The 13,978-nt window shown below is 71.1% G+C and carries 16 protein-coding genes; 10 read left to right on the top strand and 6 right to left on the bottom strand.

Annotated elements, in window-relative coordinates; genetic code table 11:
- Nucleotides 1-3: 3 nt before the first annotated feature.
- From ABD830_RS34170 to ABD830_RS34130, 9 genes are all read left to right on the top strand, one after another.
- Nucleotides 4-858 (top strand): type II secretion system F family protein, encoded by an 855-nt coding sequence (locus ABD830_RS34170; RefSeq protein ID WP_344996948.1) that lies wholly within the window; start codon nt 4-6, stop codon nt 856-858.
- Complete coding sequence (locus ABD830_RS34165; RefSeq protein ID WP_344996945.1) at nt 851-1,771, top strand: type II secretion system F family protein; 921 nt, start codon at nt 851-853, stop codon at nt 1,769-1,771. The genes ABD830_RS34170 and ABD830_RS34165 overlap by 8 nt, the downstream gene beginning before the upstream one ends.
- Nucleotides 1,771-2,001 carry a hypothetical protein gene (locus ABD830_RS34160; protein WP_344996942.1) on the top strand — a complete coding sequence of 77 codons (231 nt, stop codon included), beginning with the start codon at nt 1,771-1,773 and terminating at the stop codon, nt 1,999-2,001. The genes ABD830_RS34165 and ABD830_RS34160 overlap by 1 nt, the downstream gene beginning before the upstream one ends.
- On the top strand, nt 1,988-2,416 hold the full coding sequence (locus tag ABD830_RS34155; RefSeq protein WP_344996939.1) for a TadE family protein: 429 nt from the start codon (nt 1,988-1,990) through the stop codon (nt 2,414-2,416). Before ABD830_RS34160 ends, ABD830_RS34155 begins: the two co-directional genes overlap by 14 nt.
- Entirely contained in the window at nt 2,413-2,808 is a 396-nt protein-coding gene (locus ABD830_RS34150; RefSeq protein WP_344996936.1) for a TadE family protein, read from the top strand. Before ABD830_RS34155 ends, ABD830_RS34150 begins: the two co-directional genes overlap by 4 nt.
- Complete coding sequence (locus tag ABD830_RS34145; protein ID WP_344996933.1) at nt 2,801-3,205, top strand: Rv3654c family TadE-like protein; 405 nt, start codon at nt 2,801-2,803, stop codon at nt 3,203-3,205. Before ABD830_RS34150 ends, ABD830_RS34145 begins: the two co-directional genes overlap by 8 nt.
- A 70-nt stretch (nt 3,206-3,275) precedes the next feature.
- Nucleotides 3,276-5,981, top strand: coding sequence for a BTAD domain-containing putative transcriptional regulator (locus ABD830_RS34140; RefSeq protein ID WP_344996930.1), 2,706 nt, complete (start codon nt 3,276-3,278; stop codon nt 5,979-5,981).
- Complete coding sequence (locus tag ABD830_RS34135; protein WP_344996927.1) at nt 5,978-6,583, top strand: hypothetical protein; 606 nt, start codon at nt 5,978-5,980, stop codon at nt 6,581-6,583. The genes ABD830_RS34140 and ABD830_RS34135 overlap by 4 nt, the downstream gene beginning before the upstream one ends.
- Nucleotides 6,580-7,503 (top strand): hypothetical protein, encoded by a 924-nt coding sequence (locus tag ABD830_RS34130; RefSeq protein WP_344996924.1) that lies wholly within the window; start codon nt 6,580-6,582, stop codon nt 7,501-7,503. Before ABD830_RS34135 ends, ABD830_RS34130 begins: the two co-directional genes overlap by 4 nt.
- Here the strand turns inward: ABD830_RS34130 and ABD830_RS34125 are convergent.
- Nucleotides 7,493-7,927 carry a MarR family winged helix-turn-helix transcriptional regulator gene (locus ABD830_RS34125; protein ID WP_344996921.1) on the bottom strand — a complete coding sequence of 145 codons (435 nt, stop codon included), beginning with the start codon at nt 7,925-7,927 and terminating at the stop codon, nt 7,493-7,495. The genes ABD830_RS34130 and ABD830_RS34125 overlap by 11 nt on opposite strands.
- A gap of 90 nt (nt 7,928-8,017) precedes the next feature.
- Between ABD830_RS34125 and ABD830_RS34120 the strand changes: the two genes are divergently transcribed.
- Entirely contained in the window at nt 8,018-9,172 is a 1,155-nt protein-coding gene (locus ABD830_RS34120; RefSeq protein ID WP_344996918.1) for an MFS transporter, read from the top strand.
- Here ABD830_RS34120 and ABD830_RS34115 read toward each other — a convergent pair.
- The 5 genes from ABD830_RS34115 to ABD830_RS34095 form a co-directional block, all read right to left on the bottom strand.
- Complete coding sequence (locus tag ABD830_RS34115; RefSeq protein WP_344996914.1) at nt 9,169-9,669, bottom strand: methylated-DNA--[protein]-cysteine S-methyltransferase; 501 nt, start codon at nt 9,667-9,669, stop codon at nt 9,169-9,171. The two genes, ABD830_RS34120 and ABD830_RS34115, sit on opposite strands and share 4 nt — an antisense overlap.
- Nucleotides 9,666-11,045 (bottom strand): AlkA N-terminal domain-containing protein, encoded by a 1,380-nt coding sequence (locus ABD830_RS34110; RefSeq protein ID WP_344996911.1) that lies wholly within the window; start codon nt 11,043-11,045, stop codon nt 9,666-9,668. The genes ABD830_RS34115 and ABD830_RS34110 overlap by 4 nt, the downstream gene beginning before the upstream one ends.
- 63 nt (nt 11,046-11,108) lie before the next feature.
- On the bottom strand, nt 11,109-12,050 hold the full coding sequence (locus ABD830_RS34105) for an NYN domain-containing protein (RefSeq protein WP_344996908.1): 942 nt from the start codon (nt 12,048-12,050) through the stop codon (nt 11,109-11,111).
- Between the two features lie 107 nt (nt 12,051-12,157).
- Entirely contained in the window at nt 12,158-12,367 is a 210-nt protein-coding gene (locus tag ABD830_RS34100) for an acyl-CoA carboxylase subunit epsilon (protein WP_344996905.1), read from the bottom strand.
- Nucleotides 12,364-13,953 (bottom strand): acyl-CoA carboxylase subunit beta, encoded by a 1,590-nt coding sequence (locus ABD830_RS34095; protein WP_344996902.1) that lies wholly within the window; start codon nt 13,951-13,953, stop codon nt 12,364-12,366. The genes ABD830_RS34100 and ABD830_RS34095 overlap by 4 nt, the downstream gene beginning before the upstream one ends.
- Nucleotides 13,954-13,978 lie beyond the last annotated feature (25 nt).

Below are 13,978 nucleotides of genomic sequence, written 5' to 3'. Positions count from 1 at the left end.
GCCATGGTGCTCGACCCCTTGGCGATGCTGGTCACGGTGCTGGCGGGAGCTCTCGGCGGCGGCGGCCTCTTCCTGTTCTTCATGTCCCTGTACGGCATGCGCCCCCGCCCGCCCCAGCCCAAGCGCCACCTGATCAAGATGCTGACCACCCGCACCGCGGTGGCGGCCGTGGCCGCCGGGCTCGTCCTGATCATCACCGGCTGGCCGGTCATGGCGGCGGGCACGGTGCTGCTCGTGTTCGCCTGGCGCGGCCTGTCGGGCGGGGCCGCCGAGGAGCGCGCCGCCATGCGCCGCCTCGAAGGGCTGGCCGCCTGGACGGAGTCCCTGCGTGACACGATCGCCGGCGCGGCCGGGCTCGAGCAGGCCATCCCGTCGTCCATCAGGGCCGCCGCGCCCACGCTCAGACCGCACCTGCGGGCCATGATCGACCGGCTGCACACCAGGATGGCGCTGCCCGAGGCCCTGGCGCTGTTCGCGGACGAGCTCGACGACCCCTCGGCCGACCTCGTGGTGGCCGCGCTCATCCTCAACTCCCGCCTGCGCGGCCCGGGCCTGCGCGACGTGCTGGGCGCGCTGGCCGTCTCGGCCCGCGAGGAGCTCGACATGCGCCGCCGTGTCGAGGCCGAACGCCGCGCGACCAGGCGCAGCGTCCAGATCGTGGTGATCACCGCGCTGGTCTTCGCCGGACTGCTCATCCTGTTCAACCCCTCGTACGTGGCCGAGTACGAGGGCTTCCTCGGCCAGGCCGTCCTGGTGGTCGTCGCCGGCCTGTTCGGGGCCGGGTTCGCCTGGATGAGGCGGCTGGCCAGGTTCGACAAGCCGACGCGGCTGCTCATGGGAGGAGGCGGCAATGGTTGAGGGCGCGCTGGGCGGAGCCGTACTCGGGCTCGGCCTGTTCGTGCTGCTGAGGGCGCTCTTCCCGGCCCGCCCCGGGCTGGTGGCGCGGCTGCTGGCCCTCGACGCCGTGCGCGAGGACGCGGGCGGCCCGAGCATCCAGCTCGTGCTGCCCGAGGAGGAGGTCAGCGCGTTCCGCCGCGGCCTGGGCGAGCGGCTGGCCCGCCTGTACGGGTCCCGCGGCTGGGAGGCCAAGTCGATCAGGGCCGACCTGGCGCTGCTCGGCCGCTCGTTCGAGGCGTTCCTGGCCGGCAAGGTGCTGCTGGCGGCCAGTGGCCTGCTGGCCTTCCCGCTGCTGCTCGGCTGGCTGGTGCTCATGGAGTGGGGCACCTCGCTCGCCATCCCGTTCTGGGCCGCCGTGCTCGTCGCGCTCGTCTTCTTCTTCCTGCCCGACCTTCAGGTACGCAAGGACGCGGCGGCCAGGCGGCGCGACTTCCGCCATGTGGTCGGGGCGTTCCTCGACCTCGTCTCCATGAACCTGGCCGGCGGCCGCGGCGTCCCCGAGGCCCTCATGATGGCCGTCTCGGTCAGCGGCGAGCAGCCCAACTGGGCGATGGGCCGCATCCGCGACGCGCTCAGCGGCGCCAGGATCGTCGGCATCACTCCCTGGCAGGCGCTCGGCCAGCTCGGCGAGGAGATCAACGTCGACGAGCTGCGCGACCTGTCCGCGGCGCTGGGCCTGGTGGCCGACGACGGCGCCAAAGTACGGGCGTCACTGACGGCCAGGGCCGCCACGCTGCGCCGCCGCGAGCTGGCGGAGATCGAGGGCAGGGCCGGCGAGCGGTCGCAGTCGATGCTCGTCGCTCAGCTCCTGCTCTGCGCCGGTTTCGTGATCTTTCTCAGTTTTCCCGCCGCAATGAAGATGTTGGGGTCCTGATGAACCATCCCTGGATCGTGTATCTCACCGCGTACCTGAGCGTGCGCATCCACCGCGCCCGCACCGCCCCCACCCGCGGCGCCTCCGCCGTCGAGTGGGTGATCATCACCGCCATCATCGCCGGTGTCGCGCTGGGCCTGGCCACGTTGATCAAGACGCTGGTCGAGCAGAAGCAGAGCGAGATCCAAGGCAACTTCGGCGGTGGCGGCGGCGCCGGTGACAACCCGTAAGAGAGACGAGCGGGGCGCGACGGTGATCGAGCTGGCCATCCTCATGCCGGTCATCCTGGCGGTCGCGCTGCTCATCGTGCAGGTCGCGCTCTGGTTCCACGCCCGCCAGGTCGCGGAGGCGGCCGCCCAGGAGGGCGCGCGCGTGGCCAGGGCGGCGCCGTTCGACTCGGGTGACTGGCCGGGCCAGGCCACCGCGAAGGCCACCGACATCATCAAGGCCGTCGGCCCGAAGCTGCTCCAGGGCGCCACGGCCACGACGTCCGAGAAGGAGCCTGACGAGCGCTTCGTCACGGTGACGGGCAGCGCCGTACAGGTGATCCCGCTCCTGCCGCAGCTGACGTTCACGATCACCGCCACCGCGGGCGGGCCCGTCGAGTGCTTCCGCCCCGACAACGGCGGCGAGGACTGCTCATGAGCGGGGGAGAGCGGGGCTCCATGGCCGTGGAGACCGTGATGCTGGCCCCGGTCTTCCTGCTGTTCCTCATGTTCCTGGCCGGAGCCGGGGTGCTGGTGGAGACGCAGGGCCGGGTCAACGGGGCGGCCAGGGACGCGGCCCGCGCCGCGTCGGTGCAGCGCTCGTTCGACGAAGCCGAGGCCGCCGCCAAGGCCGTCGCCGACAGCACGCTGACCGGCCCCTGCGGGTCCCCGTCGGTGTCGCTGGACGGCTCCGCATGGGAGCAGGGCGGTCAGGTCCAGGCCGAGGTGAGCTGCGAGCTGGACCTCGGTTTCCTGGGGTTCGGCGGCGCCAAGCGGATGACCGGCACGGCGGTGGTGCCGATCGAGCAGTTCAGGAGGGTCGATGAATGAGCGGGGGTCGATGTCGGTCTTCACCGTGCTCTTCTCCGTCGCCGTGTTCCTGCTGGCGGGGCTGCTCGTGGACGGCGGAGCGGCGATCAACGCCCGGCTGCGCGCCGCCGACGTGGCCGAGCAGGCCGCGCGGGCCGGCGCCGACCAGATCGACGTCGACCACCTCCGTGCCACCGGGCAGACCCGGCTGCTCGGCGAGGACCAAGTGTGCGCCAGGGCCGACGAGATCGTCGCGGCGCAGGGCGGCGGCGACGTGACCCGTGGCCAGTGCACCGTGGGTCAGGCGCAGGTGACGGTCACCGTGTCGGTGCGGGGAGAGGCGTTCTTCCTGAGCGCGATCGGGTTCCCGGACTTCGAGATGACCGGCCAGGCGGTCGCCGCGCCCGAAGCGAGATAGACCGAATCGCACCACTCAATGGATCGGCGGACGTACCAGGCACGACGCTGGACGGCGGAAGGGAGAGACGATGGCGACGCGAGAGCCAGCGCGTCCGCACGGGCGTCACAAGCCCGTGCGCGTCAAGGCCAGGCGCAGCGCGGGTGACGTGCTCGCCGGGATCGCGTCGCTGATCGTGCTGGTCGCGCTCGTGGGCGGCGTGCCGTACGCGCTGCTCACCTTCGTCGGCCCGCCGATCGCGCCCGAGCTGCTCGACCTCGACCTGCTCACCAGCCGCGTCGGGCCGAGCACGATCGTGGCCGTGCTGGTGCTGCTGGTGTGGCTGGCCTGGTTCCAGCTCTTCGTGTGTGTCCTGGTCGAGGTGTACGCCGGGGTCCGCAGGGTCGGCATGCCCGCCCGCGTGCCGCTCTCGGGCGGGACGCAGGCGCTGGCCAACAAGCTCGTCGGCGCCGTGCTGCTGCTGTTCACGACAGGGGCGATGATCGCGCCGCTGGTCAGGCTGGCGCCGACCCCGGCCGCGCCGCCCGTGACGGCGGTCGCGTACTCGGCGCCGATCGTCGAGAAGACGCTCGAGACGAACACGACCAAGAAGGTGTACGTGGTGCAGCCCCCGCACGGCCGGCACCACGAGAGCCTGTGGGAGATCGCCGAGAAATGCCTCGGGGACGGCCGCCGGTATCCCGAGATCTACCGGCTCAACCAGGCGAAGGAGCAGCCGGACGGCAGCCGCCTGCGCATGGCCGACCTGATCAGGCCCGGCTGGGTGCTCGACATGCCGGACGACGCCAGGCACGTCCACATCGTCCCCGCCGGCCAGCCCCGCGAGGAGACGCTGCGCGAGTATCCCGGCAGAGCGCACGTGGACCGCAACCTCGAGCACGGCTCGACGACCGACCACGTCGAGAAGAAGACGGAGAAGAAGGCCGAGGAGGGGACGGGGGCCAGGCACCGGCAGCCGGAGCAGCGGGCCGAGCAGCGGCCCATCGTCCAGGAGAGCCAGGCCGACCTCACCGACTACCTCGCCTCGGCCTCGCTGGCCGCCGCCGGCCTGCTGCTCGTGCTGGCCAGGCGGCGGCGCGAGCAGCTCTGGCGCAGGATGTTCGGCCGCAGGATCGTACGCCCGCGCGACGACGCCGCCCAGGCCGAGGTCGCGCTCCGGCTGGGCGGCGACGCGCCGGGCGCCCGCATCCTCGACATCGGCCTGCGGCTGCTCGGCGCCGAGCTGGCCGCTCAGAACCGCACCCCGCCCACCGTGTACGGGGCACACCTGTCGGCCCGCACGCTCGACCTGTGGATCCATCCGCCGGACGAGCACCCGCCCGCGCCCTGGACGACCCAGGACGGCGGCCAGGTCTGGCGGCTGCCGGCCCACGAGGGCCGTCTCCTGGAGGATCAGGCTGGCGGCGCGCCGTACCCGGGGCTGGTCTCCATCGGCACGGACGCGAGCGGGCGCGTGCTGATCGACCTGGAGGCCGCGCAGGGCCTGATCAACGTGCGCGGCCCGCAGACCACCGCCGCGCTGGCCGCGCTCGCCGTCGAGCTGGCCACGAACCGCTGGTCCGACCGCATGCGCATCACTCTCGTCGGCTTCGGCGCGGAGCTGACCGCCATCGCGCCCGACCGGATCAGGGCCGTGGGCGGCCTGGCCGAGGTGCTGCCCGAGCTGGAGGCGAGCGCGGCGCCGCGCAGGGAGGTGCTGACCGGGCGCATCTCCGGCAGCCCGCGCGACGCCCACTACCTGCTGTCGGCGGTGGCGCCCACGCATGAGGAGGCCAGGCGGCTCGCGCTGCTGGCCCGCAGGGACACCGCCGGGTACGTCCTGGCGGGCGACGTGCCGCACGCCACCTGGACACTGGAGATCGGCGACGACGGCCGGGCCAGGATCGCCGAGCTGGGCTTCGACGTGCAGGCCCAGCTCCTGCCGCGCCGCCACTACCAGGCCCTGATCGACCTCTTCCGCACGGCCGACCGGGTCGACGGCGAGCCCGTCCCCGAGCCTGAGCCGCTGGACGGGCTGCACCCGCCCGCCGTCGAGATCAGGATCCTCGGCCCCATCGAGGTCACGGGCCTGCGGCCGCTGGAGGAAGGCCGGATGGCGCTGGCCACCGAGCTGCTGGTCTACCTGGCCACCCATCCCGCCGGCGTGCATCCCTCGGTGCTCGGCGGGGTGCTGTGGCCGCGCGGCGTGCAGGCCATGGTCAGGGACGCCACGATCGCCAGGGTCGCCGAATGGCTGGGGCCCGACCACCTGCTCACCGACGAGGCCGGCCGGCTCAGCCTGGGGCCCGAGGTGCGTACGGACTGGGCGCTGTTCCGCGAGCTCGTACGCCGCTCGCACGGCGAGCAGACGGCCAGGGCCGTCCTGCTGGAGAAGGCGCTCGGCCTGGTCAGGGGCCCGCTGCTGACCGGCCGCCAACCGGGCAGGTACGCCTGGCTGGCGGCCGAGGACCTGGAGTACGACGTGGCCGCCGAGGTGGCCGACGCGGCGCACCGGCTCTGCGAGCTCAGGCTCGCGCACGGCCAGCCGGACGCCGCCGTGGCGGCCGTGCGCGCGGCGCTGCTGCTGGCGGCCGACGACGAGGGCCTCTGGCGCGATCTGCTGCGGGCCACGCACGCGACCGAGGACGTCGTACGGCTGCGCGCCGTCGTGGAGGGGCTGACCCGCAGGGCGGCCTCGCACCCGTACGGCGGCGGGATGGCCCCGGAGACCGAGGCCTTGATCGAGGAACTGCTGCCCACGTGGCGCATCCATGTGGTGAGGGAGTCATCGGCATGAGACGAGTCCTGGTCCTGGTGCTCTTGGCGGTCGTCCTGGCCGGCTGCGGGCAGGCCGAGCGCCCGTACACGCCCGCCCCGGTGCGGAGCCCTTCCGCGAAAGCTGCGGAGAGTGCCGACCCGGCGGAGAAGGCGCTGCCGTCCGGCCCCCAGACCATCGCCATCGGCGAGGGCCTGCGCGTGCGGGTGGAGTGGCCCGCGGATCCCGACCCGCTGCTGAAGGTCATGGTCGACCAGTACGTGGGCACCCGCAAGGCCGTCGTGGAGGGCACCCGCGGCTACAAGCGCGATCTCGAGATCAACGCCGAGGAGCAGGCGGCGGAGTGGGTGAACCAGTTCGTCGACCAGGAACGCTCGCTCCGGGGGACGAGCCGGCTCTACAAGCTGCGCGTCAGCGCGCAGATGGGAAAGGGCGCCCAGGTCAACGCATGCGTGGACGAGTCGGGGGTGCGGATGATCTCTTCCCGCACCGGCAAGGCCGTCGCCCCTCAACCCGATTGGCTGCGCACCCCCTACAGCCAGAGCGTGGTCACTCACCGCGGTGACGACGGGGTGTGGCGCATCAGGTCCTACATCACCTCCACAGAGAGATGCACCCGATGAAACCTTTGATCGCGATGCTGCTCGCGGTGCCGCTGATGCTCTTTCCCACAGATCCCCCCAAGGTCGACGTCGATGCGGGCGGGTCCGGCAACACCAGGTTCGTGGACCTTTCGACCGACACCATCAAGATCTCTGGTGACGGCGCCGGGGGCGGCAAGGGGGACGGCTATCGCATCCCGCGGCCGTGCTGGTACGAACCCAGCCTGAACGCCGAGGACATGTACCGGCTGCACACCGGGGGCCGCGACCGGGCCAGGCGTCTGGGCATCGAGGAGGGCAGCCGCGTGGCCTTCGAACAGCAGTTCAAGGACAAGCTCGGGAAGCCGGGCCGGTGGTGGGTGCCCGCGTACAACAAGGCCGACCCGAACGGCGCCGCCTGCTGGGGCGGCCTCGAGCTGTTCGTCTTCATGCCGCCGAATGTCACGCCGCCGTCCGGGATCACGATCGAGCAGCTGGCGCAGATCGCCAGGGCCGCCCTGACCGTCCCGGAGCCCACCGTCAAGCTGAACCCGGACGCCAAGAGCTTCGTCAACCTGCCGACCTATGTCTGGCTGGAGAACGTCGGCCAGCCGCGCCGCACGGTCACCGCGTCGATCCCCGGCGTCATGAGCGTGACCCTGGTGGCGACGCTGCAGGACATCAAGATCGACCCTGGTACCGGCACGGACCGGGCCGAGGTGCGCCAGGACGGCTGCGGGCCGTCAGGGAAGCCGTACGTCAAGGGAGCGGAGTTCACCTGCGGCGTGCGTTACCTGCGCTCGTCGATCGACCAGCCGCGCGAGAAGTACACGCTCACCGTCACCACCGTCTGGCCGGTCCAGGCGGCCGGCAACGTGGTGCCGTTCCAGTTCGCGCCCGTGCAGGTCGGCGGCACCCGGGACGTGCCGGTCGGCGAGATCCAGAGCAACGTCAAGCCCTGACCACCGCGACCAGCGGGGCCAGCTCGGGCTGCTCGGCCGCCTCGTCCAGCACCTCCTTCAGCACGGCGTCGTGTGTGGGACCTGCCCGGCCGAGCAGCTCGAACCCGGCCTGCGTGACCTCGGAGTAGATGCCGCGCCTGTCGTCCTCGCACAGGTAGCGCCTGAGCAGGCCGCGGTTCTCCAGCCTGGTGACCAGCCGCGTCGTGGCGCTCTGGCTGAGCACGACGGCTCTGGACAGCTGCTGCATGCGCATGTGCCAGCCGTCCTGCCTGGCCAGCACGTCCAGCACTGTGTATTCGCTCACACTCAGCTCGTGCTCCTTCTGGAGCGCTTTCTCCAGCCTGTCCTCGATTTTCGCGTGCAGCGCCGCGAGGGTGCGCCAGCCCTGGGCGCGCGCCTCCACGGCGTCATCGGCTAGGGGCATGTGACAGCCTCCCCGGCATCCTTGTATGGTCAGTTAGTCGGCGTGTGCAAATAATGTCCACGCTCACTAACGTCGTCTGAGGAGTAGTCTATGCCTCTCGCCCTGTTCGCCCTCGCGATCAGCGCCTTCGGCATCGGGACCACGGAGTTCATCATCAACGGGCTGCTGCCGGAGGTGGCGGCCGACTTCGGCGTGACGATCCCGGCCGCCGGGCTGCTCGTGTCCGGATACGCCCTGGGCGTGGCGGTCGGCGGGCCGCCGCTGACCATGCTCGGCGGGCGGTTGTCGCGCAAGACCATGCTGCTGTCGCTGATGGTGCTGTTCATCGTGGGGAACCTGCTGTCGGCGCTGGCGCCCTCGTACGCGGTGCTGATGATCGGGCGCTTCCTGTCGGCCTTCGCGCACGGCGCGTACTTCGGGATCGGCTCGGTGGTCGCCGCCGACCTGGTGGCGCCGCAGAAGCGGGCCAGCGCCATCGCCCTGATGTTCACCGGCCTGACGCTCGCGAACGTCCTGGGCGTGCCCCTGGGGACCTGGATCGGTCAGGCGTTCGGCTGGCGGGCCACGTTCTGGGTCGTGGTCGCCATCGGCGTGGCCGGCCTCGCCGGCGTCCTGGCCCTCGTGCCTCGACAGCCGCGCCCGTCCGGCGGCGTCCTGCGGGAGCTGTCGACGTTCCGCAAGCCCGGCGTCTGGCTGGCCCTGGCGATGACCGTCTTCGGCTTCGCGCCGGTCTTCGCCGTCATCACGTTCATCGCGCCCATCATGACCGGCGTGGGCGGCTTCTCACCCGGAGCGGTGCCCGTGGTCATGGCCCTGTTCGGGGTGGGCCTGGTGGTGGGCAACCTGGTCGGCGGCAAGCTGGCGGACCGGGCGGTCATGCCCAGCATCTACGGCTCCGTCGCCCTGCTCACCCTCCTGGCCGTGGCGGTCGCCCTGGTGTCGGGGAGCCAGGCGGCCTTCGTGATCACCATCACGCTCTTCGGCGTGGCCGCCTTCGCCACGGTCCCGCCCCTGCAGACCCGCGTCCTGGACGCCGCCGCCGGGGCGCCGACCCTCGCCTCGGCGGCCAACATCGGCGCCTTCAACCTGGGCAACGCGATCGGCTCCTTCGCGGCGGGCCTCACCATCGACGCCGGCCTCGGCTACACGGCCCCCGCCTGGACCGCCGCCCTGCTGGGCCTGGTCGGGCTGGCGGTGGCGGGAGCGGCGGGCCTCCAGGCCCGCCGCCTGGTGCCCGCCACCTAGAGAACGCCCGATTCGTGGGCGATCAGCCACTCCTTGACCGGGACGCCGTAGTAGTAGCCGCCGTACCCCCCGCCGCTGGGCAGGATCCGGTGGCACGGCACGAAGGGCGCGATCAGGTTCTGCGCGCAGGCGGACCCGGCCGCCCGTGCGGCAGTCCTGGGCAGGCCGGCCCGTTCGGCGAGCTCGGCGTACGAGACGGTGGTCCCGGCCTTGACCTCGCGCAGCGCCTGGTGGAGGCGCTTGCGGGTGGGCGTGCCCGGCTGGGAGACCGGGATGGCGTCCAGGGCGTCCAGGTCCCCGTCCAGGTACGCCTGGACCGCCGAGACCGCGGGCCCGAGTCCGTCCACGACCTCCAGGCCCTCCGCCTGCAGGGCGGGCGTGAGGCGGACGAACATCTCCTTGGGGTCGGCCGTGAACCCGGCCGCCACCAGCACCCCCTCGCGGGACAGCAGGGACAGCGGCCCCACAGGGGTCGGTACGAGCTGGGCAGCGATCATGATGAGCTCCAAAGATGCAGGGCGGCGTAGGCCCGCCAGGGCCGCCACCGCTCGATGTGGTCGTCGGGAATGCCCAGGCAGGCCATGCGCTTCCTGAGCACGAGGTCGCCCGCGGGCCACGCGTCCGGGTCGCGGAGCGCCCGCAGCGCGATGTAGCTGGCCGTCCACGGGCCGATGCCGGGGACGTCGAGCAGCGCCGCCACCGCCTCGGCGGGGTCCTGGCCGCCGTCCAGGTCGATCTGGCCGATCGCCAGGCGGTCGGCCAGGTGCTTGAGCGTGGCGATCCTGCGGTTCGTCAGGCCCAGGCCGGTGAGGTCGGTGTCGAGGAGCTCGGCGGGGGTGGGGAAGAGGGGGCCGGGGGCCTTGGCGACGATGCGGCCGAGGATGGTGCGGGCGCCGGCCACCGAGATCTGCTGGCCCACGACCGCGCGTACGGCCAGCTCGAAGCCGTCGAACGCCCCCGGCACCCGCAGCCCAGGACGGGCCGCCACCAGGGGGCCGAGCGAGGTCTCGCCGAGGACCTCCGCGATGGCGCCGGGGTCGGCGTCGAGGTCGAGCAGGCGGCGGCAGCGCCCCACGATGCGGGCGAGCTGCCGCGTGTCGTCCACCACCACGTCCAGGGCTATGTGGTCGCGCCGCGGTGTGAGCGTGATCGTCCCACCGGGTACGGCCCGCGCGTACGACGTGGGGGACGCCTCCTCCAGCCCGGGGATGGCACGGGAGGCTAGGAACGCGAAGACCCCCTCCACGTCGTACGGCTCCCGCCGGTGCAGCCGGACCCGGAGCGCCGCGTCGGACACCCGGGGCCCCGCCGTCGCACGCAGCTCGCTCGGCGTGAAGCCGTACGTCTCCCGCATGGTCGCGTTGAACTGCCGGACGCTCCCGAACCCCGACGCGAACGCCACCTCGGTGACCGGCAGCCCCGTCTCCGTCAGCAGCTGCTTGGCCAGCAGCAGCCGCTTCGTCCGCGCGACCGCCAGCGGCCCGACGCCCAGCTCGGCCACGAACAGGCGGTGCAGGTGCCGCTCCGTGATGTGCAGCCGCTTGGCCAGCCCCGCGACGCCGTCGTCGTCGGCCGCCCCGTCGTCGATCAGCCGCAGCGCCCGGCCGACCAGGTCACCGCGGAAGTCCCAGCCGGGATCGCCGGGCGAGAGCTCGGGACGGCAGCGCTTGCACGGCCGGAACCCGGCGGCCTCGGCCGACGCCGCGTGCCGGTAGAAGCGCACATTGCGGGACGAGGGCGTGCGGGCCGGGCAGATCGGGCGGCAGTAGATACGCGTCGTCGTCACCGCCGTGTAGAAGCGCCCGTCGAACCGGGCGTCTCTGGCTGAGACGGCCCGGTAGCAGGAGTCGAAGTCGAGCTCTAGTGGTGACATGCCTCCGACAGTATGCGCTCGCCAACGGCGCCGACTGGCGGAAATCGGACCCGTACGTGACGGCTACTTGGACGAGACGCCCACCCCTAGGTCGAACTCCCGGTAGACCCTGGCCCAGAAGCCGTCACGCAGCCACACCCGGGCCTCCGGGTACGGGCGCAGCGAGTGGCCGAGCTCCTTCTCCGCCTCGATCAGCAGCTCGGTGTCGATCACGGTCGGCAGGATCGGGCCGGGCAGCAGGTCGCGGATGTTGTCGCGGCCACGGGTGAGGATCCACTTCTGTGCCACGTGCTCGCCCACGTCCTCCACGCGCGGGCGGCTCGGCCCGAGCTTGGCCACCTGGCCGGGCTTGGCGTGCGGCTTGACGGGCGTTCGCCCGGCGAAGACCTGCGCGGGCGAAGGAGCGGCGGCCGGCGGAGTGACAGGGACGGGCTGCGGAGCACGGCTGAAAAAGGGCCTCAGAAAATCAGCGGAGATCACTTCTACGGTGTCGGACTCCCACACCAGGCGCTCGGCCTGGTTGGTGCCGTAAGGCGGCTCGACGCCCCACAGGTGGATGCGGACGCCGTACGCCTGCGCCGCCTCGACCGCCGGAACCATGTCCTCATCGCCCGCCAACAGGATCGTGTCGGTGACCGCATGATGCCTCGCCAGTGCCTCCAGATCACTCCTGATCTGCGCGTCCACGCCCTTCTGCTGGCCACGGGCGTTCAGGTTGCCAAGTCGCACCTTGACCCAGGGCAGCTGAGCGATGACACGCTGGTCGACGGTGGGCACGCGATCACGGGCTGCGTCATACCAATAGATCCGCAGAAGTTCGCCGGAAATACGTTCCTCTGCATGTTTCTGTAGACTCTGGATGAGCTCATCGGCGGCCACCCGATATTCCTTGCGTTCCTTCGCGGCGAGCAGCACTTCACCTGCCGCCGCGTACAGATAACCGACATCCACCAGGACGGCGTACTTGGCTGCCACAGGATGCGGCATGAGGTCTGGGATGGCCATGTCGTCCTCCAGGCCGCGGTGTTAGTTGATCGGCCGACTATATACGCCTACTTTCTCTAGATAGTCCCAACTCCCGGGGTGCTTGACACCCGTTTCCCAGGATCTATCTAGGGTAGTGCGCTCACCCGCCAAGCCGACTTCCCTGGGACGACAGGCTTACGCATACCTCTGGCTGGGTTTCGCCACGTTTGTCTTTGCGGTACTGGAGACTTCTCCGGTTCGGTCCGGGAGCCCTGTCGTGCCGCGAGTACGGCCACCAACGCCGCGATCTCTTCGGGCGTGGCGTCGCCTCGGACAATTCGCAGATCTGCCGTCATAGCGGGATGTTCCCATGCTTCTTCGGCGGGAGCGTCGCCCGCTTGTTCCTGAGCGCCCGCAGCGCCCGCACAACCTGGGACCGGGTTTCGGCCGGCCGGATCACCGCGTCCACGTAGCCGCGCTCCGCCGCGATATAGGGGTTCGCCAGCGTGTCCTCGTACTCGGTGACGAGCCGCGCGCGCTCGGCCTCGGGGTCCGCGGACGCGGCCAGCTCGCGCCGGTAGAGGATGTTGACCGCGCCCTGTGCGCCCATGACCGCGATCTGGGCGGTCGGCCAGGCCAGGTTGACGTCCGCGCCGAGGTGCTTGGAGCCCATGACGTCGTACGCGCCGCCGTACGCCTTGCGCGTGATCACCGTGATGAGCGGCACGGTGGCCTCGGCGTAGGCGTAGAGGAGCTTGGCGCCCCGGCGGATGATTCCGTTCCATTCCTGATCGGTCCCAGGAAGGAATCCCGGCACATCCACAAAAGTCAGTATAGGAATATTAAAGGCATCACATGTTCGTATAAATCTGGCGGCCTTCTCCGATGCATTGATATCCAGACATCCCGCGAAATGCATGGGCTGGTTGGCCACGACGCCGACCGGCTGGCCGTCCAGGCGGCCGTACCCCACCACGACGTTGGGCGCGAACAGCGCGTGGACCTCCAGGAACTCCCCGTCGTCCAGCACGTGCTCGATCACCCGGTGCATGTCGTACGGCTGGTTGGCCGAGTCGGGGATCAGCTCGTCGAGCTCCGGATCGGGCTCCAGGTCGGCGGCGGCCTCGAAGATCGGGGCCTCGTCCAGATTGTTCGACGGCAGGTACGACAGCAGCGCCTTCACGTACTCCAGCGCGTCCTGCTCGTCGGCGGCCTGGTAGTGGGCCACGCCCGACTTCGTGTTGTGCGCGTGGGCCCCGCCGAGCTCCTCGAACGTGACCTCCTCGCCCGTCACCGTCTTGATCACGTCGGGCCCCGTGATGAACATGTGGGACGTCTGATCCACCATCACGACGAAGTCGGTCAGCGCGGGGGAGTAGACGTGCCCGCCGGCCGCGGCGCCCATGATGAGCGAGATCTGCGGGATCACGCCGGACGCGTGCACGTTGCGCTTGAAGATCTCCGCGTAGAGGCCGAGCGCGACCACGCCCTCCTGGATGCGCGCGCCGCCGCCCTCGTTGATGCCGATGATCGGGCATCCGGTCTTGATCGCCATGTCCAGCACCTTGACGATCTTCTCGCCGTACACCTCGCCGAGCGAGCCGCCGAACACGGTCACGTCCTGAGAGAACACGCACACCTGCCGGCCGTCGACCGTGCCGTGCCCGGTGATGACGCCGTCGCCGTACGGCCGCCGCTTCTCCAGCCCGAACATCGTGGACCGGTGCCTGGCGAACTCGTCGAACTCCACGAACGAACCCTCGTCCAGCAGCGCGAGCACCCGCTCCCTGGCGGTCATCTTGCCCTTGGCGTGCTGCTTGTCCACCGCGGCCGCGGAGCCCGCGTGCGCGGCCTCGTCGAGGCGCCGCTCAAGGTCGGCGATTTTCCCAGCAGTGGTGTGAATATCCGGCTGTTCCGGTATCGATTCCGCAGCTGTGGTCATGCGCGCAAGATTAGTCCTCCTCCTA

The organism is Nonomuraea helvata (genome assembly GCF_039535785.1).
Taxonomy (GTDB): Bacteria; Actinomycetota; Actinomycetes; order Streptosporangiales; family Streptosporangiaceae; genus Nonomuraea; species Nonomuraea helvata.
The sequence above is the reverse complement of the archived record's forward strand: the minus strand, read 5'-3'. Positions and strand labels throughout refer to the sequence as shown.